The organism is Cohnella sp. (assembly GCF_041641335.1).
GTDB lineage: Bacteria > Bacillota > Bacilli > Paenibacillales > Paenibacillaceae > Cohnella.
The window spans coordinates 1-19,989 of sequence record NZ_JBEPYQ010000065.1 but is presented as its reverse complement, the minus strand read 5'-3'; the positions used below and the strand labels follow the sequence as shown (position 1 = coordinate 19,989).

The following is a 19,989-nucleotide window of genomic DNA, read 5'->3' as shown; positions in this document are numbered from 1 at the left end:
ATTACAGACCGAGCCACTGTTTGAACAGCTGCTTGGTCGTGTCTTTGTTCATCGCCGCGATCGAAGTCGTGAGCGGAATGCCTTTCGGGCAGGAGCGCACGCAGTTCTGCGAGTTGCCGCAGCCCTCGATGCCGCCTTCTTCCATCAGCGCTTCGAGACGCTCGTGGGCGTTCATCTCTCCCGTCGGGTGGGCGTTGAACAGGCGCACTTGCGAGATCGGAGCCGGTCCGATAAAGCTGTTGCGGTCGTTGACGTTCGGACAAGCTTCAAGGCAGACGCCGCACGTCATGCACTTGGACAGCTCGTACGCCCACTGGCGCTTCGATTCCGCCATCCGCGGGCCCGGTCCGAGATCGTACGTTCCGTCGATCGGAATCCACGCTTTGACCTTCTTGAGCGCGTTGAACATGCGCTCGCGGTTAATGACGAGGTCGCGTACGATCGGGAACGTCGACATCGGTTCCAACCGGATCGGCTGCTCCAGCTTGTCGATGAGCGTGCTGCACGCTTGGCGCGGCTTGCCGTTGATGACCATCGAACAAGCGCCGCACACTTCCTCCAGACAGTTGGACTCCCAGCATACCGGAGCGGTTTTCTGGCCCTTCGCGTTAACCGGGTTGCGCTGAATTTCCATCAGTTCGCTGATTACGTTCATGTTCGGGCGGTACGGAACCTCGAATTCCTCCGTGAACGAAGGGGCATCCGGGCGCTCCCGGCGAGTAATAATAAATTTGACTTTACGACCTGCCGCCGATGCAGTCGGTGCTGCTGCAGTTGCTTCCGACATGGATTAGCCCTCCTTCTTCTTGTTGGTGGAATAGTCGCGCTTCCGCGGTTGGATGAGCGATACGTCGACGTCTTCGTACGAAATTTGCGGTCCTTCCGGAGTCCACTTCGCCTTCGTCGTCTTCAGGAAGTTGTCGTCGTCGCGCTCCGGGAATTCCGGCTTGTAGTGGGCGCCGCGGCTTTCGTCGCGCAGGAGCGCTCCGACCGTCATCGACTCGGCCAGCTCAAGCATGTTCCACAGCTGACGAGTGAACGCCGCGCCCGAGTTGTTCCATTGCGCCGTATCGTTAATGTTGATGTTGTTGTAGCGCTGTTTGAGCTCTTTGATCTTGTCGATCGTCTCTTCGAGCTTCTTGTTGTAGCGAACGACGGTCATGTTGTTCGTCATCCACTCTCCAAGCTCCTTGGCCAATACGTACGCGTTCTCTTTGCCGTCCATTTTCGTGATTGCCTCGTACTTGGACGCATGCTTGTTACGCTCGCGCTCGAATACGCTCTCTGCAACGTCCTCGGCGGACTTCTTCAAGCCCTTGATGTATTCGACCGCTTTCGGTCCGGTCACCATGCCGCCGAAGATGGCGGACAACAGGGAGTTTGCGCCCAGACGGTTCGCGCCGTGATATTGATATTCGCATTCGCCGCAAGCGAACAATCCCGGAATGTTTGTCATTTGGTTGTAGTCGACCCATAAACCGCCCATCGAATAGTGTACCGCCGGGAAAATCTGCATCGGGATTTTGCGCGGGTCGTCGCCCGTGAACTTCTCGTAAATCTCGATGATGCCGCCGAGCTTAACGTCAAGCTCCTTCGGATCTTTGTGCGAGAGGTCGAGATATACTTTGTTCTCGCCGTCGATACCCAGCTTCTGGTTGACGCAGACGTCGAAAATTTCCCGCGTTGCGATATCCCGCGGCACGAGGTTGCCGTACGCCGGATATTTCTCTTCGAGGAAGTACCACGGCTTGCCGTCCTTGTATGTCCAGATGCGTCCGCCTTCTCCGCGGGCCGATTCGCTCATGAGACGGTTTTTGTCGTCGCCCGGAATCGCCGTCGGGTGAATCTGGATGAATTCGCCGTTCGCGTAGTAGACGCCTTGCTGGTACACCGCGCTGGCCGCGGTTCCCGTGTTGATGACGGAGTTCGTCGTTTTGCCGAAAATAATACCCGGTCCGCCCGTCGCCAGTATGACCGCGTCGCCGCGGAACGTGACCGATTCCATCGTACGCAGATCCTGCGCGGAGATGCCGCGGCACACGCCGTCGTCGTCGATAACGGCTCCCGTGAACTCCCAGTGCTCGTACTTCTGCACGAGGCCGGCTACTTCCCAGCGGCGCACTTGTTCGTCCAGCGCGTACAGCAGCTGCTGGCCGGTCGTCGCTCCCGCGAACGCCGTGCGGTGATACTGCGTTCCGCCGAAACGGCGGAAGTCGAGCAAGCCTTCCGGAGTCCGGCTGAACATAACGCCCATCCGGTCCATCAGGTGAATGATGCCCGGCGCCGCTTCGCACATCGCTTTGACCGGAGGCTGGTTCGCCAGGAAGTCGCCGCCGTAGACCGTATCGTCGAAGTGCTCCCAAGGGGAGTCTCCTTCACCCTTCGTATTTACAGCTCCGTTGATGCCGCCTTGGGCGCAGACGGAGTGAGATCTTTTAACCGGAACAAGCGAGAACAGATCGACGCGAACGCCGGCTTCCGCCGCTTTGATTGTCGCCATCAGACCGGCAAGACCGCCTCCGACGACAATGACTTTTTGAGTTGCCATGTGTAGTTACTCCTCCCTTAACCTACCGATACCGCGCTTAGCGCCGCAGACGCCGCCGTAGCGAACTCGTCGCTGCGGAAAGCGAAAATGGACAGCAAGAACATAACCGCCAGGATAACGAAGATGCCCATGCAGATTCTGGAAGAAATCTTCTGCGCGCGAGGGCCGATCGTGATTCCCCAGCTGACGAGGAATGCCCAAAGTCCGTTCGCGAAGTGGAACGTCGCGGCCAGAACGCCGACGACGTAAGCCGCCACGGCCCACGGATTGCTGAAAATGTTGTTCATGTGCTGGCCCAATTCCTCATGGGAGACATTGCCCAGAGCAAGCTGAATCCGGGTATCGTAGAAATGCCACGCGACGAATATAAAGGTGATGACCCCCGTAATTCTTTGCCAGGCGAACGCCCAGTTGCGCCCGTAGCTAAATCGGCCCGTGTTGAGATCCGACTGGTAAGCGATGTACAGACCGTACACCCCGTGGAACAAAATCGGCAGCCAGATGATGAACAGCTCCATGAAGAAAATAAGCGGAAGGCTGTTCAACAGATGGATAGCGTCCGAAAATCCTTCCTGCCCCCCCTCGAAGGCCGAGTAGTTCGTCAGCGCATGCTCGGCGATGAACAAGCCGAGCGGGATCACGCCAAGCAGCGAATGAAGCTTGCGCGGTAAATAAGAATTACCTTTCATGTCTAAGTTTGTTCTCCTTTCGCATCCGTGCTTCGACATCGGATGACGATGCTTGTTGCACGGTTGGCATTCGTCACCATTTTGTCACCGCTTTTAAGGTTACTCTATTTTCGCTTATAATGGAACTGCTTATTTAATATTATAACTTATAACTATTCTGCATATGAGATGAGGGACTTCCATGCTTGAAGATATGCGGCTGTTCGCGACAATCGTGGAGCAGACCAGCTTAAACAAAGCGGCGGAAAGATTAAACCTGTCCCAGCCTGCCTTATCCCGACGCCTTGCCCGGCTCGAAGCAGAGCTGGAAGTCGACCTGTTCCGCAGAGTCGGCAAAAGACTGGAGCTGACCGCGGCCGGTCAGGTGACCTACGAGTTCGCGCTGGAGCTCAGACGCTTTCACGGCAGCTACTTGCAAAAGCTGAACGCTTACAAATCGTCCGAAGCCCACATCGCCACGATCGGGGCCAGCCTGACGACGCTGCAGACGACGCTGCCCGATCTCGTGAGGACGATGACCGAGAAGCACCCTCACCTGGAGATTAAGGCCGTAACCGGCAAATCGCACGAAATCGCGGAGCTGGTCAAGGAGCGCAAAGTCGACTTCGGCATCGTCGCCTCTTCCGTCATCGACGATCCCGCCATTACCAGTGTACCCTTATTTGACGACCACCTTATCTTAGTGCTTCCGAGAAACCACATTATATTAGAAAGAACGCACATCGAAATGGCGGATCTCCAGAACTTGCCGATGATCCTGTTCTCCCCTGGCACGTGGTACCGTACGCTGACCGACGAGTTATTGAAAAAATACAACCTGAAGCCCGACGTCCGAATGGAAATCGACTCGTTCGAAGCCATCATTCGGCTGCTGTCCGCTTGCCGCGCCGGCTCGCTGCTTCCCCGATCCTATCTTCGGGAGCAGGTGCTGCTCGACAACGATCTATACCTTCCGCGAATCAAAGAGCTTGAAGAGACGAAAAGAACGACATTTCTCATTCACGGAGACCCTGCCTGGATCGCTCCATCGACGCGTTTCCTGATCGAGGAGACGACCGCATATTTTAATCGGGAAGCCGCGCGTTACAAAGAATCGTAAAGGGGCGGCTTCACCGCCCCCGCTTCTCCGGCAAGCCCAGCAGCTCCGTCAACGCGACCGGCTCGTAATCGTGCTCGCGCAGCCAGTCGATGATTCTCGGAAGCGCTTCGACCGTGCCGGACAAACTCTGCCCTTCTCCACCGCCGGCATGCATCAGAACGACGGAACCCGGTCGAACCGCCCGGGTCACGTTCCGGAATATCTGGTTCGCGCTTAGCTGCCTCCAGTCCGACGAATCGACGTCCCAATTGACGACCGTATAACCCCGCTTTTTCGCCCAGTCCAGCTGCCTCGGCACGATTTCCCCGTACGGGGGACGGACGAGCCTCGGTCTGAACCCGACCGCCGCGGCAATCGCCGTTTCCGCCCTCATGATCTGTTCCTGCACCCTCGCAAGCGACATCTTCGAAAAGTCGGGGTGGCTGTAGGAGTGATTCCCGATATCGTGGCCTTCCCGATGAATGCGTCTGACCTGGTCGGGATATTTGCGCGCTCGCGTGCCGACAACGAAAAAGCTGGCACGAACCCCTTTGCGCTTCAAGATGTCCAGCACTCGCGGCGTAAAGCGAGGATCGGGCACGTCGTCGAACGTCAGAGCCACCTTACGGGACTCGCGCGAAGCGGACAGCACAAATACGCCTTCGTATTTGCGCTCCCATTCGGTCCAGTGGATGCCTGAAGGCTTCGACTGCCCTGCGCTGGCCGAGGCTGCAGAACCGCCCCGCAACGCTAAAAAGGTGACGACGCTTGCCAGCACCATCACCGCTACTCCCAGGCGTTTCATCTTCATCGCCGAACCCTCCCATCCCGCTCATTCTATTTCTAGCCTGAGCGAACGGGATGGTTTTCATTCACCGGAATCGAACGACTCCTGGCACTGTCCGATCTGATCGTTCGTGCCGATCAGCACCATGACGTCCTCCATGGACAATACGTCTTTGGCGGCCGGAGCGATGATCATGCCTTGGGGTTTGTGAATCGCCACGATGCTGCAGCCGAATTTGCCGCGCAAATCGACGTCCTCCAGAGATTTGCCGGACCAGCACCGGGGTACCGCCAGCTCCGCGATCGTATACTTCTTGGACAATTCGATGTAATCGAGCAGGTTGGGCGAGACGAGTTGGTGCGCGACGCGAACACCCATGTCCCGCTCCGGGTAGATGATCCGGTCGACGCCCATCCTTTCCAGCACACGACCGTGCAGATCCGATACCGCCTTGGCTACGACCTTCTTCACTCCGAGCTCCTTCAGCAGAATCGTCGCCAGAATGCTCGCCTGGATATCGTCGCCGATCGCGACGACGCCGCAGTCGAAATTCCGCGCCCCGACGGAACGCAGCACCTCCTCGTCCGTCGCGTCCGCCATGATCGCGTGGGTCAGCACCCCCGACAACTCCTGCACCTTTTCCTCGTCCCGGTCCACACCGAGCACCTCGTACCCCAAACTGATCAATTCCCGGCCGAGGCTGGAGCCGAACCGGCCCAACCCGATAATAACGAATTGATTAAATTTCATGTTTCTCCGTCCTCTACCCGATGATGATTTTACCTTCCGCGTAACGGTAAAGCGATCGTCCCTGCTTAGGCCCCAATGCGTAAGTCAACGTAAGCGGCCCTAGACGACCGATAAACATCAGAACAATAATCGTCAGCTTGCCCGCCAAGCTCAAGTCCGCGGTCAATCCCATCGATAATCCGACGGTGCCGAATGCCGACGTCGCTTCGAACAGAATTTTCAGGAAGCTGGCATCCTCGGTCGTCGCGAGCAGCATCGTTCCCGCCAGCACGATCCCGATACAGAACAGCGTAACGGTAATCGCTTTGTACACCCGCTCCTGGGCGAGCCGCAGCCGAAACAGCACGACGTCCTCCTTGCCTCGCATCATCGCCAGCACCGCGCCGACCAGCACGGCGAACGTCGTCGTCTTGATCCCTCCGCCCGTCGAACCCGGGGAAGCTCCGATAAACATCAGAATGACAATGAAAAATTGCGTCGCTTGGCGCAGTTCGGCAATTTCCACGGTAGAGACGCCTCCCGAGCGGGTCGTCACGGACTGGAACAGCGCGGACAGCGCTTTATGCGAAAAATGCTCATCGCCGATCGAGCGGGGATTCGTGAACTCGAAGATCAAGATGATCAGCGCCCCAACGCCGATCAACGTCGCGGAAACGCTTAGCACAACTTTTGTATGAAGCGAAAACTTCCGTTTATTCCGATAATCGAATAGATCGGCCAGCACGATAAAGCCGAATCCCCCAAGAACGATCAGAGCCATCGAGACGGCGTTCATATAATAATCCTCGGAGTATCGAATGAGGCTGCTGCCGTCCCCGGACAGATCGAAGCCCGCATTGTTGAAGATGGAGATTGCATGAAACGCGCCGTGGTATATCGCTTCTCCGAGCGGCATATCAAGCGCGAAACGGATCGTATACAGCACCGCTCCGGCCAGCTCCAGCGCCAGCGCGTAGAAGATGACTTTGCGCACGAGCCGGACGAGTCCTTCGATGCTGCCCTGATTCAGCGATTCCTGCAAAACCAGCCGTTCCTTGAGCGAAATCCGCCTCCGCAAAATCAGTGCGAACAGCGTGGCCATCGTCATGAAGCCGATGCCGCCGATCTGGATCAGCAGCAAAATGACCCAATGGCCGAACGTGGAGAAGTGAGAGCCCGTATCGAACAGCACGAGACCGGTCACGCATGTCGCCGAAGTCGCGGTGAACAAGGCGTCCACGAAAGAGAGCGGCTCCCGGTTCTCGGACGCGACGGGAAGCATAAGCAGCACGGCCCCCGTCAATATAATGAAAGAAAATCCGAGCAGCAATATTCTCGGAGGAGAAGCATACAACCATCGCACCGCTTTTTTTAACAATTAATCCACCTCTGCTGCACCCGTCGCTTTTTTACGCAAATAAGCAAAAACGCCATAGGCTCCCTCTAGACGCAAAAAAAAGCACTGGAACCCCAGTGCCTTCACTGCACGCGATTCCTGTTCGTATAGCGCCTACGAGGTTAGCTGTCGGGTTCGGGCTCGAACAGGCTGCCCTATCCTCCGCGTCGGTCGCGGTCGGAATTCACCCCGGGATGTTCGAATACAATAGTTCTTGTACACGTCGTCCGTTGGTTCCCCCGTTTTCTGCATGCAGAAATTCGGCCGTTCTATCGGATAAAAGACGTACCACCGCATTATAGTCTTTACCCCGCGGAGGAACAACGTCAAAAAGGGGGCAATCCGGCTCGTTTAGGCATTTTTTCGCACAATTATCCGAAGGATTAGCCATCGGACAGTCATTATCGCTTCGTTTGCTTTCATTTTCGCCGAAAATACGAGATACTAAATGAAAAAATCGGCAGCCGTCAAGAGCGAAGCCACTGTATACGTTTACTTGAATTTCTGCAGGCGAGGAGAGAAACCGAATGATCGAAAATCGACCGCTTCCGCTGGACAAACGCTGGGTTTGGACGGCCGCGATCGGACTGGCATTGTTTTTATTGATCCAAGTGTTCCCCATTACAGGGCAATTGTTTTCCATGCACACCGCCCCCGTGCTCACAAGGGCCGAAGCGGAGCAGCGGGCGATCCAATGGGCCGCCGACAAATTCAACATCCAAGCCTCCGACGTAAAAAAGACGACGGTCACGCATATGACGGACGGCAAAACGAACGGCTACTTATCCAAACATGCGTTGACAGACTCGTACAATAAGCAGTGGGCCGCGGCAACCCCCACCGACGTCTACGTCGTTGAATTGTACGCGGACGGGGTGCCCGGGGCGCTAACCGTCTCGCTCCATATGGAGTCGGGCAGCCTCGTCGCTTGGCGGCACTTGGGCGCGGATTCCGACTCTGCTATCGGCGAAGCCTTATCCTCGTCGGAGGAGCCGACGGCCGAACAAGCCGCCAGCGTGCTGCAGTACGCTTCCTGGTTCGGAGTTCGCACGAGCGATTGGGAATGGGCGGGCGGAACGACCGACGGAGGAGCTTTCGAATACATCTCCCGGCAAGCGGCGATCGGGGAAGCCGAGCTTAAGCTTCAAGTCACCGCTCCGGCGCCATTCCGCCTGACGAGTTCGTCTTTCCCGAGCTGGCAAGGGGGAGCGGTCGATTACCGGGTGGATCTGCCTGAGGCGTTCACAGAATACATGGAAGGGCAAGAACGCTGGGCGACGAGATTGTCGGTATTCGGCTTCATTTTGCCCCAAGTGCTGCTGTTCATCCTGGCGATCGTCTATACGGGGACTCATGGCGGGCATACTTCCTACCGGAGGGGCATTTTCCTCGCTTCCGTCTTTTTCGCGCTGTACGCGGGCCTGACCTATAACATGATTCCGGGTCTGCGGGCAGGTACTTGGGAATCGGGAGTCAGCATAGGGGATACCGTTAATCTTACGGTCAGCCTTGTCACTTACGCGGCGATGGCGCTGCTCACTTATTTCTCGGCCGTCGGCGGAGACGGCTTATGGAAATCGATGGGCCATTCGCTCTGGCCGAGATGGCGGGAATCGGGTTACGGGGAAGCGGTGCTGAAGAGCATGAAGGAAGGCTACTTCCTCGCCTTTATTTTGCTGGGGGCTCAATCCGTCATCCTGCTCGTGCTGGAAAAGAGCTTGGGCGCTTTCGCTTCTTCGGACGCCACGCAGTCGATGTACAATATGAGCATTCCTCTGCTTCTGCCGCTGCTGGCTTGGTGCGCTGGCATATCGGAGGAGCTGCAAAGCCGGCTGTTCGGCATCGGGGTATTCCGCAGCTGGTTCGTCGGCCTCGCGCGCAAGCTGAAAGGCGGCGAGCCTTCGGCCCGAACGGTCGTCGTCCTGACGACGATCGCCATCGTGCCGCCCGGACTGTTCTGGGCGCTCGGCCATGTCGGTTACGCGGTCTATCCGGTTTACACGCGCGTCATCGAACTCGTGCTGCTGTCGTTCCTGTTCGGTTGGTTCATGCTGCGTTTCGGCTTGATGGCCGTCATTTTCGCGCATGTAACGCTCGATGCGATTCTGATGGGCATGCAGATGATGTTCGACGGCTTGCCGGGCGATTTCGCCGGAGGCGTCTTCAGCCTCCTCACCCCGGCTCTCGTCGGCATCGTGATCTGGCGGCTTCATCGAGCGCTTCGTCCTCGGACCTGAAGCTGAGCTGTCTGATACTCTGTTTATACTTATCCGACAGCTCTCTTCTTCGTTCGAACCGCCTGATGAGCTTGCCGGCCAGCCAGAAGACGAGCTTGGCGGCAAGCAGCCCGGCCATAACGTCCGCGATGACATGCTGCTTGATAAACACCGTGGAAACGATAATGCTGACGGCCACGACCGCGATCGGGATTTTCGCCGCCGTTCTTAATCGGCGAGCGCCGTAAATCATAAGAGCGCTCGTCAGCACGTGTACGCTCGGAAAGCAGTTGTAGGGCTGGTCGTTGGCATAAATAAAAGAGACGATACCGTGGAAAAAACCTTCCGTCCCGATCTCGGGGCGGGGAACGGTCGTCTGAAACACCAGGAAAACGAGATTCGACAGCAGCAAGCCGAGGCAAAACGCCAGCAGCAGCCGGAAATATTCCCTCCTGTCTTTGCGAAGAACAAGAACGAATACGACGAACAGGAACGGGTACCACAGCGAGTAAGGCAGCGCGAATGCCGGCACGAACGGAATACTCCCGTCGACTTCGGTTACAAGCGACCTCGCGTTGCCCGCCGCCCGGTTCTGCAGGACGTACAGCAGATTAATAGCCGGAATGAGCAGCAGCCACAGCAAGGGCCGCCAAGCCGCCCCTTGCTTGACGGCCTGGGCTCGCGATTCGATCGGAGTTGCGTTCAACTTGCTCACTCCTTATCCAGAGGCTAAACTTTCGCAGCCGGACGATCCGCCCCCGTGCTGCCGGAGCTCCGGCTTAGGCCCGAACTTGCGGGCGAGATTGCCGCGTGTGCAGACGAGCATCACCGGGGTCAGCTTCAGCCTGCTCCGCTCGCTGCGCGCCAGTCCGTTCGGATGCATGAAGCGGAGAAGCAGCTTCAAATAGATCGACGTCAGCTTCTCGAACCGTTTCGAAGCAAGCGGACGCTGTTCAAATCCGAGACCGTGCGTCAGTCCCCGATGGAGAATCGTAACCCCGACGAGCGCCTTGACCGGAGCCAGCTCCGGCCGACCGTCCAACTCCCGCCGGATTTCCTTAAGCGATTTCCTCGCCAGACGCGCCGTCTGAAGCGCGGCCCGGTCCGCCCCCAGCTCCCGTGTCAGCGCCAGCACCTTCCCGTTGTTCAGATGCAGCTCGCCGATCCGGTCTCCTCGTTCGATCCGGGTCCCGTCCTCGCAGACAAACGGCTCTCCCTTATACCTTTTGACCATCACGATGCAGATCCCCGCGTACAGCGAATGCTCGCTCGTCAGCTTCATCGCCCAAGCGGCCGTTCTCTCCCACGTCATCCAGACGTTCTGTCTGGCACTGCCGAAGCCGCGGCGCAGCGCCGCAGTTCCTCTTGTCCACCCCGCGTTGCCCGCCGACCATTCCGGTTGATTTTGCATATCCGTTCCTCCGCCTCCGTTTTGCGTTAGCTTCATTGTATCTCGCCGTCTCCCCCGCTCCCATCGTTTCGCGTCGGGTTCGTTTCCGAACTTTCGTCCAGCAGGCATTAGACTTTGGTCTAGAGCGCATATAATAACCCCTCAGATTTTGCCGCTATCCCCTTCCGTCAGTCCGCTTCACAGCTACGTTTCATCCCTTTACCGATATCCCTCTCGATCAGTTCGTTCTATCTCTCTCCATTCATTCTCTGTATGCCTTTTGCCGCTATCCCCTCCATTCAGTTCACGCCGCACCTGCCCCACCGTCTTTCCCACCCTTTTGCCGCTATCCCTTTCGGTCAGTTGACGTTATACCACGCTTACAGTTCTTCGCCCCTTTTGCCGATATCCCCTCGAGTCAGTTGGAAGTCACTATAAATAAAAAGAAAAATTAACTATTTAAAACTTTAAACAAGAACAAATGTTTGGTATAATAAAAACAGAACAAACGTTCTTTTAAAGCGGAAGGGAGATTCGTATGAGCCTTAAAGAAGCCGCGGAGAAATTCCAAAAATTCTGTTCCGTCTATAATGAGGAAGCGGATTGTTTCCCTGTTCTGTTCGAGTTGAAGTGGCCCGACGGCTTTCGCTGTCCGCGCTGCAACCACCCGCTTTTCTATCTCATTTCCACCCGTCGGATTCCGCTCTACGAATGTCGCTCCTGCCATACGCAAACTTCCTTGATCGCCGGCACCATTATGGAGGGCAGCCGTACGCCTCTTCATCGTTGGTTCCAGGCCATTTTTCTGCATGCCCAGCCCCGCTGCGTGAATGCCCGCCAGCTCTCCGAAGCGATCCATGTCACCTACAAAACGGCCTGGTTGATCTGTCACAAAATTCGCCGCGCCATGGCTGCGAGAGAATCGAATCGGCTGCTATCGGGCATTGTTCGCGTTTCGGATTCCGTCTATTGCAAACGGATGGTTCCTTCCTTCGACTGGCATCAACAAGAACAACCTCTGCTGATCGGCGCTTCGGATGCGAGCGACGGCACTCCAGACACAATTGTGATTAAACTGCAATCCAAAGCCCCGTTAAAAGACAAGTACGACTGCCCGGATACGGCGCCTTTCATTCGCGCTCACGTTCATCCTGACGATGCGACAAACGTAATCGTAACCCGAAAGTACGGACGGGATATGAATAAAAAGCTCGTGTGGATGGGGTACGATGTGACTTGGTGGATTGGCCGAACGTTTCTAGGCATCGGTCCTAAGCACCTGCAGGCGTATCTTGATCAATTTTGCTATTATTACAATCGCGGCAGATCCACCCTCTACGTTCAATTACTCGCGGATTGCATCCATTCTTCTAGAATCACCTACCCGGAGCTCACTAAGACTGCCGGCGGTTCCCGCTCTAACAGATTAACTCGAGCCGCAAGGCAACAATCGCTTAAACTTGGGTAATCCTCCTCTCTCTTCTTTGTATTTGTAAACAGCTTCTCTTCATTTTAACAAGCCCGATTTCCAACGAATTGGATTTGTATTGAGCGACGGGGATACTCTCAAGGGCGAATCAGTGTGAAGTTCATAAATAGCACGAAATGCATCAACTGACCGAACGGGATAGTCTCTTCGCTAATGTCGGTTGATCAGGTTTCTGAGCTAACGGGATAGCGGCAAAAGGAGAGAAAAGGCACTACGTACCTATTCAAAATGTGGTGCAGACAAGCTGAGTGGACGGGATACCGACAAAAGAAGAGAAAAGGCGCTACGTTTATACTCAGAATGCGGTGCAGGAAAACTGAGTGGACGGGATACCGACAAAAGAAGAGAAAAGGCGGCGTTATCCAGCCAGTCCGACTGACCGATAACGCCGCCCTATAAGGCAAATTATTATTCCGCATGAAGCGCGTCGAGAATGCGCTGAGCCAGCGCCTCGCCGATCGATACGGCGCGAAAATCCGCGACGGACGCTTCCTTGATCGCTTTGAGCGAGCCGAAATGGCTCAGCAGTTGCTTCCTTCTTTTCTCTCCGATGCCCGGTATCGCGTCCAGACGGGAGGCGACCATCGACTTCGCCCGCTTCTCGCGGTGAAACGTAATTGCGAACCGGTGCACCTCATCCTGGATGCGCTGCAGCAAGTAGAACTCTTGACTGTCGCGCGGCAGCGGCACGACCTCGGGCGGATCGCCCACGAGCAGCTGTGAGGTGCGGTGCTTCGCGTCCTTCGCCAACCCGCATACGGGAACGTCAAGCCCCAGCTCGTTGACGAGCACGTCGAGCGCGGCGGCGATATGCCCTTTGCCTCCGTCGACGACGATAAGATCGGGCAGGCGCTGCCCTTCCTTCAGCAAGCGCTCGTAACGGCGCCGAACGACTTCGCGCATCGACTCGTAATCGTCCGGTCCCTGCACCGTTTTGACGTTGTACTTGCGGTACTCCTTCTTGTCCGGCTTGCCGTCCGTAAACACGACCATCGCCGATACCGCGGAGGTGCCCTGAATGTTCGAGTTATCGAACGCTTCGATTCGCGACGCGCTCGGAATGCGGAGCCAATTCGCCAGCCCCTCCGCCGCCTTGGCAGTACGCGATTCGTCCCGCTCGATCAAGCGGAACTTCTCCTCCAGCGCGACGCGGGAATTGTCGCAGGCCATGGAGACGAGCTGGCGCTTCGAGCCACGGCGGGGAATCGCCACCTTGATCTTCAGCCAGCGGCGCAGCGACTCTCCAACCTCGGCGGCTTCGCCTTCTTCCGCCGGCTCGTGCGCCTCCGCCGCCTCACCGTAGCTTTCCTTCGTCTCGGCGACCATGGCGGTCCGGGCCGCATCGGCGGCCACGACCGGCTGGGCGGATTTCTCCGCCGCCTCCTCGACCGATTCTTCCCCCGGGGGCGGAGGCAGCAGCACCTCGCGGGGCAATGCCGGATTATCGCTGTAATATTGCGTCACGTAGCTAAGGAAGTCGTCGTACGCCTCTCCATAAAACGGGAATACGGACATGTGGCGCTGATTCATTTTCCCCTGCCGCATATATAAAATCTGCACGCACATCCAGCCCTTGTCGACCGAATAACCGAACACGTCGCGGTCCATCGCGTCTGCCATGTTGATCGTCTGCTTCTCCATCAACGCTTCGATCGCGACGATCTGGTCGCGGTATTCCTTCGCCCGCTCGAATTGCAGCTCTTCTGCGGCCTGCTCCATCTTGCGCTTCAGCTCTTTTTTGATTTCCGTGTGCCCGCCGTTCAGAAACTTGGCGATTTCCCCGACCATGTCGTCGTAAACGGTCTGCTCCACCGGATATTCGCAAGGCGCTACGCACTGGCCCAGATGATAATACAGACACACTTTGTCCGGCAGCGAATTGCATTTGCGCAGCGGGTACATCCTATCCAGAAGCTTCTTCGTCTCCTGGGCGGCAAAGGCGTTCGGATAGGGGCCGAAATACTTCGCCTTGTCCTTGACTACCCGCCTTGTTACCTCCAGCTTCGGATGCTTTTCGTTCGTGATTTTCAGGTAGGGAAACGACTTGTCGTCCTTCAGCAGCACGTTGTATCGGGGAAAATGCTCCTTGATCAAATTGCACTCGAGGATCAGCGATTCCGTATTGCTGGCCGTCACGATGTACTCGAAGTCGCGGATTTCGGAGACGAGCCTTTGCGTCTTGCCGTCGTGGCTTCCGGTAAAGTAAGAGCGCACGCGGTTTTTCAGCACTTTGGCCTTGCCGACGTATATGATTTTTCCTTCTTCGTTTTTCATCAAATAACAGCCGGGCTGGTCGGGAAGCAGCGCCAGCTTGTTGCGAATGTTCTCCATCGCTTTGTCCCGACTCGCGGTAGAATTCAGGATATCCAAGAAACGTACCTCCTTCTGGCTTGATCTTATCTATGTCCGGCCGGATAGAACACCCGTTCCTCCCATTGTAGCACATTCGGGCGATGCGCCGCCTCATCGGTTTTTCCGTTGTCGCAAACTTGTCACCTATCGTTCGGGGGAATACTTTACAACAAAAAGCGATGTTGGGTATACTGTAGTTATCGAATGCGTGTCAGGAGGCTTACCAATGGCAAATGTTACCGATCCGCGCCAGCACGTCAACGAAGAGCCGCGCGACGATTTGTTCGACGTAGCGACGGGCTTTGGAGTGATGTTCGGCTTCATGTTCATCGTGTTCACGGTCGCGGTTGTCGTTAAATTCATCATTTCTTGATTCCAACAACAAGCAAAGGGCCGCCCCGATCGGGGCGGCCTCTTTTGCGTGTGGTTTGGCACGGGCGATAACTTGGCGGTGAGAGTCCGCACAGGCAGGATATAATGGCTTCTTTTTCGTTCGCGGCTAGGATTGCGAATTGGCCGACTCGCGCTCCTTCTTGACGCCGCGCGCAACGTCGTCGTATCGTCTTCTCTCCTTGCGCTCGATCTGCACGATTCGGCCGTCATGAACGACAATGTTGACCTCGCCGTATTCCAGTCCGTTGACCTGTTCCGCGATGCGTCCCAACCAACGTTCGTCTACTTCTACCGGTTTAGCCATGTTGTTTTCCTCCGTTTCACTTTGTTCCCGACAACGTTTATTAACGGCTCTCTTCGCTCATGCGGCCTTCAAGCACGGACTTGACGATGAGTGTGACGACGGCCAGTACCATCAGCAGCGAAGCTACGGCGAACGCGGCGCTGAATTGATATTCGTTGTACAAAATTTCGATATGCAGCGGCAGCGTGTTCGTCTCGCCCCGAATATGGCCGGACACGACCGACACCGCTCCGAATTCGCCCATCGCTCTCGCGTTGCACAAAATCATGCCGTACAGCAAGCCCCACTTGATGTTCGGCAGCGTCACCTTGAAGAATACCCGCCAGCCTTTTGCACCGAGGCTGACCGCCGCTTCCTCGTCCGTGACTCCCTGCGTCTCCATGAGCGGAATCAGCTCTCTCGCCACGAACGGGAACGTAACGAACATCGTGGCGATGACGATCCCAGGCGTAGCGAAAATAATATCGATATCGTGCTTGTCGAGCCACGGCCCGAGCAAGCCTTGCGCGCCGAACAGCAACACGTAAATCATACCGCTCACGACCGGCGATACCGCGAAAGGCAAGTCGATCAGCGTGACGAGCAAATTTTTCCCGCGAAACTTGAACTTCGTAATCGCCCAAGCCGCCGCCAATCCGAAAATCGTATTCAACGGGACGGCGATCAGCGCCGTAATCAGCGTCAATCTCAAAGCCGACATCGCGTCCGGGTTGGTTAAGGCGCTTAGGTAAGCCGCCCAGCCTTTGCGAAACCCTTCTACCAATACCGCCGCCATCGGAAGCAGCACGATCAGAGAGAGGAACAGCAGCGCGATGCCGATCAGCACGACCTTCACGATTCCGGGCTCCGACAGATGCGGTTTCACCGCCTGTTTTTTCGAAGTCCGCGGATTTGTAACGATTCCCGCCATGTCCGATCAGGCCCCCTTCACGGTGCGAAGGCGGCGATTGCTCCACCTTTGCAAAATGTTGATGACCAACAGCAGCGCGAAGGAGATCAGCAGGAGCACGACGGCGACCGCCGCGGCTTGCGCGTATTGGTACTGCTCGAGCTTCGTAATGATCAGCAGCGGCGCGATCTCCGTCTTCATCGGCATGTTGCCGGAGATGAATACGACCGAGCCGTATTCCCCGATTCCGCGGGCGAACGCCAGCGCGAAGCCCGTCAGAAGCGGAGGACTCAAATCGGGCAAAATGATTTTGAAGAAAATCCGCAGCCGGTAGGAACCGAGCATGACCGCTGCTTCCTCCATCTCGGTTTCCAAATCCTGCAGCACCGGCTGCACCGTTCGCACGACGAACGGAATGCCGATAAAGATCAGCGCGATCGTGATTCCGATCGGAGTGTACGCCACCTTGATACCCAGAGGCTCGAGCAGAGAGCCTACCCAGCCCTTGGGCGCATAAATGGTCGTAAGAGCGATGCCCGCGACCGCCGTCGGCAGCGCGAACGGCAAATCGATGAGACCGTCGATGATCCGCTTGCCGGGAAACTCGTAGCGCACGAGCACCCAGGCAAGCAGCAATCCGAAGACGAAGTTAACCGCCGCCGCGACGAACGCGGTCGTTAAGCTTAATCTGTAGGAGGCCACGACGCGCGGATCGGACACGGTCTTCCACCACTGGGCGGCCGACAGGTCCGCCGACTTGATGGCCAGCGCCGCCAGCGGAATCAATACGATCAGGCTGAGATAGAGGATCGTAAAGCCCAGCGTGATGGAAAATCCGGGCAATATCCGTTCTTTTTTTCGAAAACGTGTCATGACGCCGCGTTAACCTCCTCCCGGCCCTTGGTTAGGAACCCGGGGTATAGATTTGGTCGAACGTGCCTCCGTCGGAGAAATGCTTCGATTGCGCTTCGTTCCAACCGCCGAAGTCTTGGTCGATCGTCAGCAGGTTGAGTTCGCCGAATTGGTCTTTGTATTTGTCGGCAACCGATTGAAGGCGAGGACGGTAGAAGTTTTTCGCCGCGATCTCTTGGCCTTGCTCGGTGTACAAGTATTGCAGATATTCCGTTGCCGCTTCCCGCGTGCCTCTCTTGTCGACGTTTTTATCAACGAGGGCGACCGGCGGTTCCGCCAGAATGCTCAGAGAAGGCGTTACGATCTCGTAATTGTCGCCGAACTCCTTCAGAGCGAGATAAGCTTCGTTTTCCCACGCCAGCAGCACGTCGCCGATTCCTTTTTCCACGAACGTCGTCGTCGATCCGCGGGCTCCCGTGTCGAGCACCGGCACGTTCTTGAACAGATTCTTCAGGAAGTCGAGCGTCTGCGCTTCGTCGTATCCTAGCGTTTTCGTCGCGAAGCCCCAAGCGGCCAGATAGTTCCACCGCGCTCCTCCCGATGTTTTCGGGTTCGGGGTGATGACCTGGACGCCGTCCTTGATCAGGTCGTCCCAGTCTTGAATCCCTTTCGGATTGCCCTTGCGCACGAGGAAGACGATCGTGGACGTGTATGGCGTGCTATTCTGCTCAAACGTTGCCTGCCAATCGGGCTTCAGTAATCCCGGCTGCACGAGCGCGTCGATGTCGAAGCCGAGCGCCAGCGTGACGACGTCCGCCTCCAGTCCGTCGATGACCGAGCGGGCTTGCTTGCCGGATCCGCCGTGGGATTGCTTGATCGTAATATTGCCTCCGGTTTTTTCTTTCCAGTATTCAGCGAAGCTTTTGTTGAACTCTTCATACAGCTCGCGAGTAGGATCGTAGGATACGTTAAGCAGTTCGATGTCTTTGGGAACTTCTTTGCTCGGTTCCGCAGATGCCGAAGCGCTCGGCGATTCGCTCGCGGAGGCCGGTGCGCTGGGCGACGCTGCATGGGACGGTTCGCTGCTATTGTTTTTGGAACCGCATGCCGCAAGTACGGTAACGATGAGTGCCGCTATAAGTACCAAGCTAAAAGTTTTAAATGATTTCATGTTCATCCACCCCAACCATTTCAATGTGTTTTGCGTTTCCGTCGCTCCGGATGGCCATTCCGATAGCTCGAGAACCGATTTCTCGTTCGCGTGACCGCCAACTGTGTGCTGTTCGCGATACCCGCTTTCATCGATAATACCTATATACCATGTAAATCATATAAACTTACTTGGTATTGGTGAAATCTTAACAGGGTGGCAAGTCGATTGTCAATAAGTGTCTATAAAAAAAACTGATAAATCCATTTTGAAAAAAAGCAGCCTCCCTCCGATGTGCTTTCACATCGAGAGGAAGGCCCTAATGTCCCGTAAAACCGTTCGAGATTATTTCCCGGAGCCGCGATGGTTGCGCCCCCGGACGTGGATGACGTCGACGAACGAACGGATGCGGTCCATCAACCGCTGCCCCTTGTGCATTTCTTCGCCTTCCTTGTGCGTGAAGCTGAAGTGCTTCTCCAGATCCTCCAGATCGTGATTGGACGTGTAGAAGGTCGGCTTGCGGTTCATCCGATGGTTCAGAATCGCGCCCAGCACGTGGTCGCGCACCCAAGGCGTCAAATTTTCCGCGCCGATGTCGTCGAAGACAAGCAGATCGGCTTCCTTCATCATAGCAATCGTCTCCTTCAGCTTCTGCGGCTCGAACATGAGCGCTTTGGCGTCCTCGACGAATTCGGGCATGTACACGATGACGCCGGAGTAGCCTTTTCTGGCGAGCCTATGAAGCAAGTAACCGGCGAGATACGTCTTGCCGGTACCGAAATTGCCCTGAAGATACAATCCGCGAGTCGGCAGGCCCGACTCTTCCGCCCGGTCGGCGTATTCCTGAAGCTGATCCACGGCCATCGCCCGGTTGGCATCCAGGCGGATCATCTCTTCTTCATCGTAAAACTGTCCGAGCGTGGAATTGTCCAAGTACAGGCTCGTCACCCTGCGACGGATTCTCTCCTGACCTTCGAATGCGATCCACTTGGAGCAGGGGGTTTTATAATCGTTGATCTGCCAACGGCCGTTTAAGCTTTCGCACGAAATGCCGGTGGAATGGCCCTGCATGTCGTTCGGACAAGCTTCAAGCCCAGGACAGGCCTGGCAGTTGCGATGTTCCTTGGTCATCTGGTAGAGGCGATTCAAGTTCAGGCGCAGCGCCTGATCGTCCAGCTCGGGATAGCGTTCGCGCAGGTCGACCACGAGCGGATCGGCCAACACCTGCGCGGCGATGTCTCGTCCTCGTCCCGACTGCGGACCGAACGGCAGACGGCGCAAAGCTTCCTGTAACGATTCCATTCTCCGTGCCTCCTCTCGAGCCGCTTAACTTAACCGGCCTTATTTTTTGCTCTTTCGTTCTCTCGCCCGGGCCAACATCCGTTCCAGCTCTTCCGGAGTGACCTCCTCCGCCGGCCCTGTATCCTTGACGACGGACATCGCGGGCTTGCGGCGCCCGCCCCCGCGCGATCCGGCCGCTGCAGCCGCGCCGGAGGGCTCGTCCCCGCGGTTTTTGCGGTCGAGCGCTTCGTTCAGCTTCTCCTGCTCGCGAATATACCTGATCGCCTTCTCGATCGTGTCGATGCCTTTGGCCAGCATGTTCGAAGCGATCGCGTCGACGAACGACTTCGTCAGCCGCTGCGCCCTCCCGAGCGAGAACACGTAGTGGATCAGCACGTTGATGACCGGCTCGGGCAGCTTATAGCTTAAGTCGATACGCTCGAATA

19 protein-coding genes and 1 riboswitch are annotated in these 19,989 nt (G+C 56.5%); of the genes, 4 read left to right on the top strand and 15 right to left on the bottom strand.

The features are described from left to right. Window position 1 precedes the first annotated feature (1 nt). The 3 genes from sdhB to ACESLM_RS19945 are packed head-to-tail and all read right to left on the bottom strand — an operon-like array spanning window position 2 to window position 3,237. Window positions 2-787, bottom strand: a complete 786-nt coding sequence (sdhB, locus tag ACESLM_RS19955; protein WP_372633355.1) for a succinate dehydrogenase iron-sulfur subunit — start codon at window positions 785-787, stop codon at window positions 2-4. Between the two features lie 3 nt (window positions 788-790). Next, window positions 791-2,548 (bottom strand): succinate dehydrogenase flavoprotein subunit, encoded by a 1,758-nt coding sequence (gene sdhA / locus ACESLM_RS19950; protein ID WP_372633352.1) that lies wholly within the window; start codon window positions 2,546-2,548, stop codon window positions 791-793. 17 nt (window positions 2,549-2,565) lie between these two features. Continuing rightward, window positions 2,566-3,237, bottom strand: coding sequence for a succinate dehydrogenase cytochrome b558 subunit (locus ACESLM_RS19945; protein ID WP_372633350.1), 672 nt, complete (start codon window positions 3,235-3,237; stop codon window positions 2,566-2,568). Window positions 3,238-3,418: 181 nt separating this feature from the next. On the opposite strand from ACESLM_RS19945, the gene ACESLM_RS19940 reads away from it, so the two are divergent. Further along, window positions 3,419-4,336, top strand: coding sequence for a LysR substrate-binding domain-containing protein (locus ACESLM_RS19940; RefSeq protein WP_372633347.1), 918 nt, complete (start codon window positions 3,419-3,421; stop codon window positions 4,334-4,336). A gap of 10 nt (window positions 4,337-4,346) precedes the next feature. Here ACESLM_RS19940 and ACESLM_RS19935 read toward each other — a convergent pair whose 3' ends face one another. From ACESLM_RS19935 to ACESLM_RS19925, 3 genes are read right to left on the bottom strand one after another with little or no spacing between them, the layout of a single operon-like run. Further along, window positions 4,347-5,126: a polysaccharide deacetylase family protein gene (locus ACESLM_RS19935; RefSeq protein WP_372633344.1), complete on the bottom strand. Its 780-nt coding sequence runs from the start codon at window positions 5,124-5,126 to the stop codon at window positions 4,347-4,349. Between the two features lie 57 nt (window positions 5,127-5,183). Further along, complete coding sequence (locus tag ACESLM_RS19930) at window positions 5,184-5,852, bottom strand: potassium channel family protein (protein ID WP_372633342.1); 669 nt, start codon at window positions 5,850-5,852, stop codon at window positions 5,184-5,186. A 13-nt stretch (window positions 5,853-5,865) separates the two neighbouring features. Beyond that, window positions 5,866-7,209 carry a TrkH family potassium uptake protein gene (locus tag ACESLM_RS19925; protein WP_372633340.1) on the bottom strand — a complete coding sequence of 448 codons (1,344 nt, stop codon included), beginning with the start codon at window positions 7,207-7,209 and terminating at the stop codon, window positions 5,866-5,868. Between the two features lie 113 nt (window positions 7,210-7,322). Beyond that, window positions 7,323-7,503, bottom strand: a riboswitch (cyclic di-AMP (ydaO/yuaA leader). A gap of 251 nt (window positions 7,504-7,754) precedes the next feature. On the opposite strand from ACESLM_RS19925, the gene ACESLM_RS19920 reads away from it, so the two are divergent. After that, a complete protein-coding gene (locus tag ACESLM_RS19920; RefSeq protein WP_372633337.1) occupies window positions 7,755-9,464 on the top strand; it encodes a hypothetical protein in 1,710 nt (569 codons plus the stop codon). Here ACESLM_RS19920 and ACESLM_RS19915 read toward each other — a convergent pair. Then, window positions 9,400-10,149, bottom strand: a complete 750-nt coding sequence (locus ACESLM_RS19915) for a phosphatase PAP2 family protein (protein ID WP_372633335.1) — start codon at window positions 10,147-10,149, stop codon at window positions 9,400-9,402. The two genes, ACESLM_RS19920 and ACESLM_RS19915, sit on opposite strands and share 65 nt — an antisense overlap. A 12-nt stretch (window positions 10,150-10,161) precedes the next feature. Beyond that, the gene (locus ACESLM_RS19910) at window positions 10,162-10,890 is read right to left on the bottom strand and encodes a YkoP family protein (RefSeq protein ID WP_372633334.1); all 729 of its coding nucleotides are present in this window, start codon (window positions 10,888-10,890) and stop codon (window positions 10,162-10,164) included. Window positions 10,891-11,371: 481 nt separating this feature from the next. On the opposite strand from ACESLM_RS19910, the gene ACESLM_RS19905 reads away from it, so the two are divergent. Further along, a complete protein-coding gene (locus ACESLM_RS19905; RefSeq protein ID WP_372633333.1) occupies window positions 11,372-12,301 on the top strand; it encodes a transposase in 930 nt (309 codons plus the stop codon). A gap of 429 nt (window positions 12,302-12,730) precedes the next feature. Here ACESLM_RS19905 and uvrC read toward each other — a convergent pair whose 3' ends face one another. Further along, window positions 12,731-14,653 carry an excinuclease ABC subunit UvrC gene (gene uvrC / locus ACESLM_RS19900; RefSeq protein WP_372633399.1) on the bottom strand — a complete coding sequence of 641 codons (1,923 nt, stop codon included), beginning with the start codon at window positions 14,651-14,653 and terminating at the stop codon, window positions 12,731-12,733. 247 nt (window positions 14,654-14,900) lie between these two features. Here uvrC and ACESLM_RS19895 point away from each other — a divergent pair, with 247 nt between their 5' ends. After that, the gene (locus ACESLM_RS19895) at window positions 14,901-15,047 is read left to right on the top strand and encodes a YqzM family protein (protein WP_094051053.1); all 147 of its coding nucleotides are present in this window, start codon (window positions 14,901-14,903) and stop codon (window positions 15,045-15,047) included. Window positions 15,048-15,173: 126 nt separating this feature from the next. Here the strand turns inward: ACESLM_RS19895 and ACESLM_RS19890 are convergent, their stop codons facing one another. The 6 genes from ACESLM_RS19890 to ACESLM_RS19865 form a co-directional block, all read right to left on the bottom strand. Beyond that, complete coding sequence (locus ACESLM_RS19890) at window positions 15,174-15,371, bottom strand: YezD family protein (protein ID WP_372633332.1); 198 nt, start codon at window positions 15,369-15,371, stop codon at window positions 15,174-15,176. 40 nt (window positions 15,372-15,411) lie between these two features. Beyond that, window positions 15,412-16,281 (bottom strand): sulfate ABC transporter permease subunit CysW, encoded by an 870-nt coding sequence (gene cysW, locus ACESLM_RS19885; protein WP_372633330.1) that lies wholly within the window; start codon window positions 16,279-16,281, stop codon window positions 15,412-15,414. 6 nt (window positions 16,282-16,287) lie between these two features. Continuing rightward, the gene (cysT, locus tag ACESLM_RS19880) at window positions 16,288-17,133 is read right to left on the bottom strand and encodes a sulfate ABC transporter permease subunit CysT (RefSeq protein WP_372633328.1); all 846 of its coding nucleotides are present in this window, start codon (window positions 17,131-17,133) and stop codon (window positions 16,288-16,290) included. A 31-nt stretch (window positions 17,134-17,164) separates the two neighbouring features. Further along, entirely contained in the window at window positions 17,165-18,283 is a 1,119-nt protein-coding gene (locus ACESLM_RS19875; protein WP_372633327.1) for a sulfate ABC transporter substrate-binding protein, read from the bottom strand. A 324-nt stretch (window positions 18,284-18,607) separates the two neighbouring features. Beyond that, a complete protein-coding gene (locus ACESLM_RS19870; protein ID WP_372633325.1) occupies window positions 18,608-19,564 on the bottom strand; it encodes an ATP-binding protein in 957 nt (318 codons plus the stop codon). Window positions 19,565-19,603: 39 nt separating this feature from the next. After that, on the bottom strand, window positions 19,604-19,989 hold a 386-nt coding region (locus ACESLM_RS19865; RefSeq protein ID WP_372633323.1), incomplete at its 5' end, for a DnaD domain protein.

Coding starts and splice junctions, on each gene's coding strand:
- ACESLM_RS19910 (WP_372633334.1), bottom strand. CDS start 10,890: ATGAAGCTAACGCAAAACGGAGGCGGAGGAACGGATATGCAAAATCAA.
- ACESLM_RS19905 (WP_372633333.1), top strand. CDS start 11,372: ATGAGCCTTAAAGAAGCCGCGGAGAAATTCCAAAAATTCTGTTCCGTC.
- ACESLM_RS19935 (WP_372633344.1), bottom strand. CDS start 5,126: ATGAAGATGAAACGCCTGGGAGTAGCGGTGATGGTGCTGGCAAGCGTC.
- uvrC (WP_372633399.1), bottom strand. CDS start 14,653: ATGGAGAACATTCGCAACAAGCTGGCGCTGCTTCCCGACCAGCCCGGC.
- ACESLM_RS19920 (WP_372633337.1), top strand. CDS start 7,755: ATGATCGAAAATCGACCGCTTCCGCTGGACAAACGCTGGGTTTGGACG.
- ACESLM_RS19945 (WP_372633350.1), bottom strand. CDS start 3,237: ATGAAAGGTAATTCTTATTTACCGCGCAAGCTTCATTCGCTGCTTGGC.
- sdhA (WP_372633352.1), bottom strand. CDS start 2,548: ATGGCAACTCAAAAAGTCATTGTCGTCGGAGGCGGTCTTGCCGGTCTG.
- ACESLM_RS19870 (WP_372633325.1), bottom strand. CDS start 19,564: ATGGAATCGTTACAGGAAGCTTTGCGCCGTCTGCCGTTCGGTCCGCAG.
- sdhB (WP_372633355.1), bottom strand. CDS start 787: ATGTCGGAAGCAACTGCAGCAGCACCGACTGCATCGGCGGCAGGTCGT.
- cysW (WP_372633330.1), bottom strand. CDS start 16,281: ATGGCGGGAATCGTTACAAATCCGCGGACTTCGAAAAAACAGGCGGTG.
- ACESLM_RS19895 (WP_094051053.1), top strand. CDS start 14,901: ATGGCAAATGTTACCGATCCGCGCCAGCACGTCAACGAAGAGCCGCGC.
- ACESLM_RS19875 (WP_372633327.1), bottom strand. CDS start 18,283: ATGAAATCATTTAAAACTTTTAGCTTGGTACTTATAGCGGCACTCATC.
- ACESLM_RS19890 (WP_372633332.1), bottom strand. CDS start 15,371: ATGGCTAAACCGGTAGAAGTAGACGAACGTTGGTTGGGACGCATCGCG.
- ACESLM_RS19930 (WP_372633342.1), bottom strand. CDS start 5,852: ATGAAATTTAATCAATTCGTTATTATCGGGTTGGGCCGGTTCGGCTCC.
- ACESLM_RS19940 (WP_372633347.1), top strand. CDS start 3,419: ATGCTTGAAGATATGCGGCTGTTCGCGACAATCGTGGAGCAGACCAGC.
- cysT (WP_372633328.1), bottom strand. CDS start 17,133: ATGACACGTTTTCGAAAAAAAGAACGGATATTGCCCGGATTTTCCATC.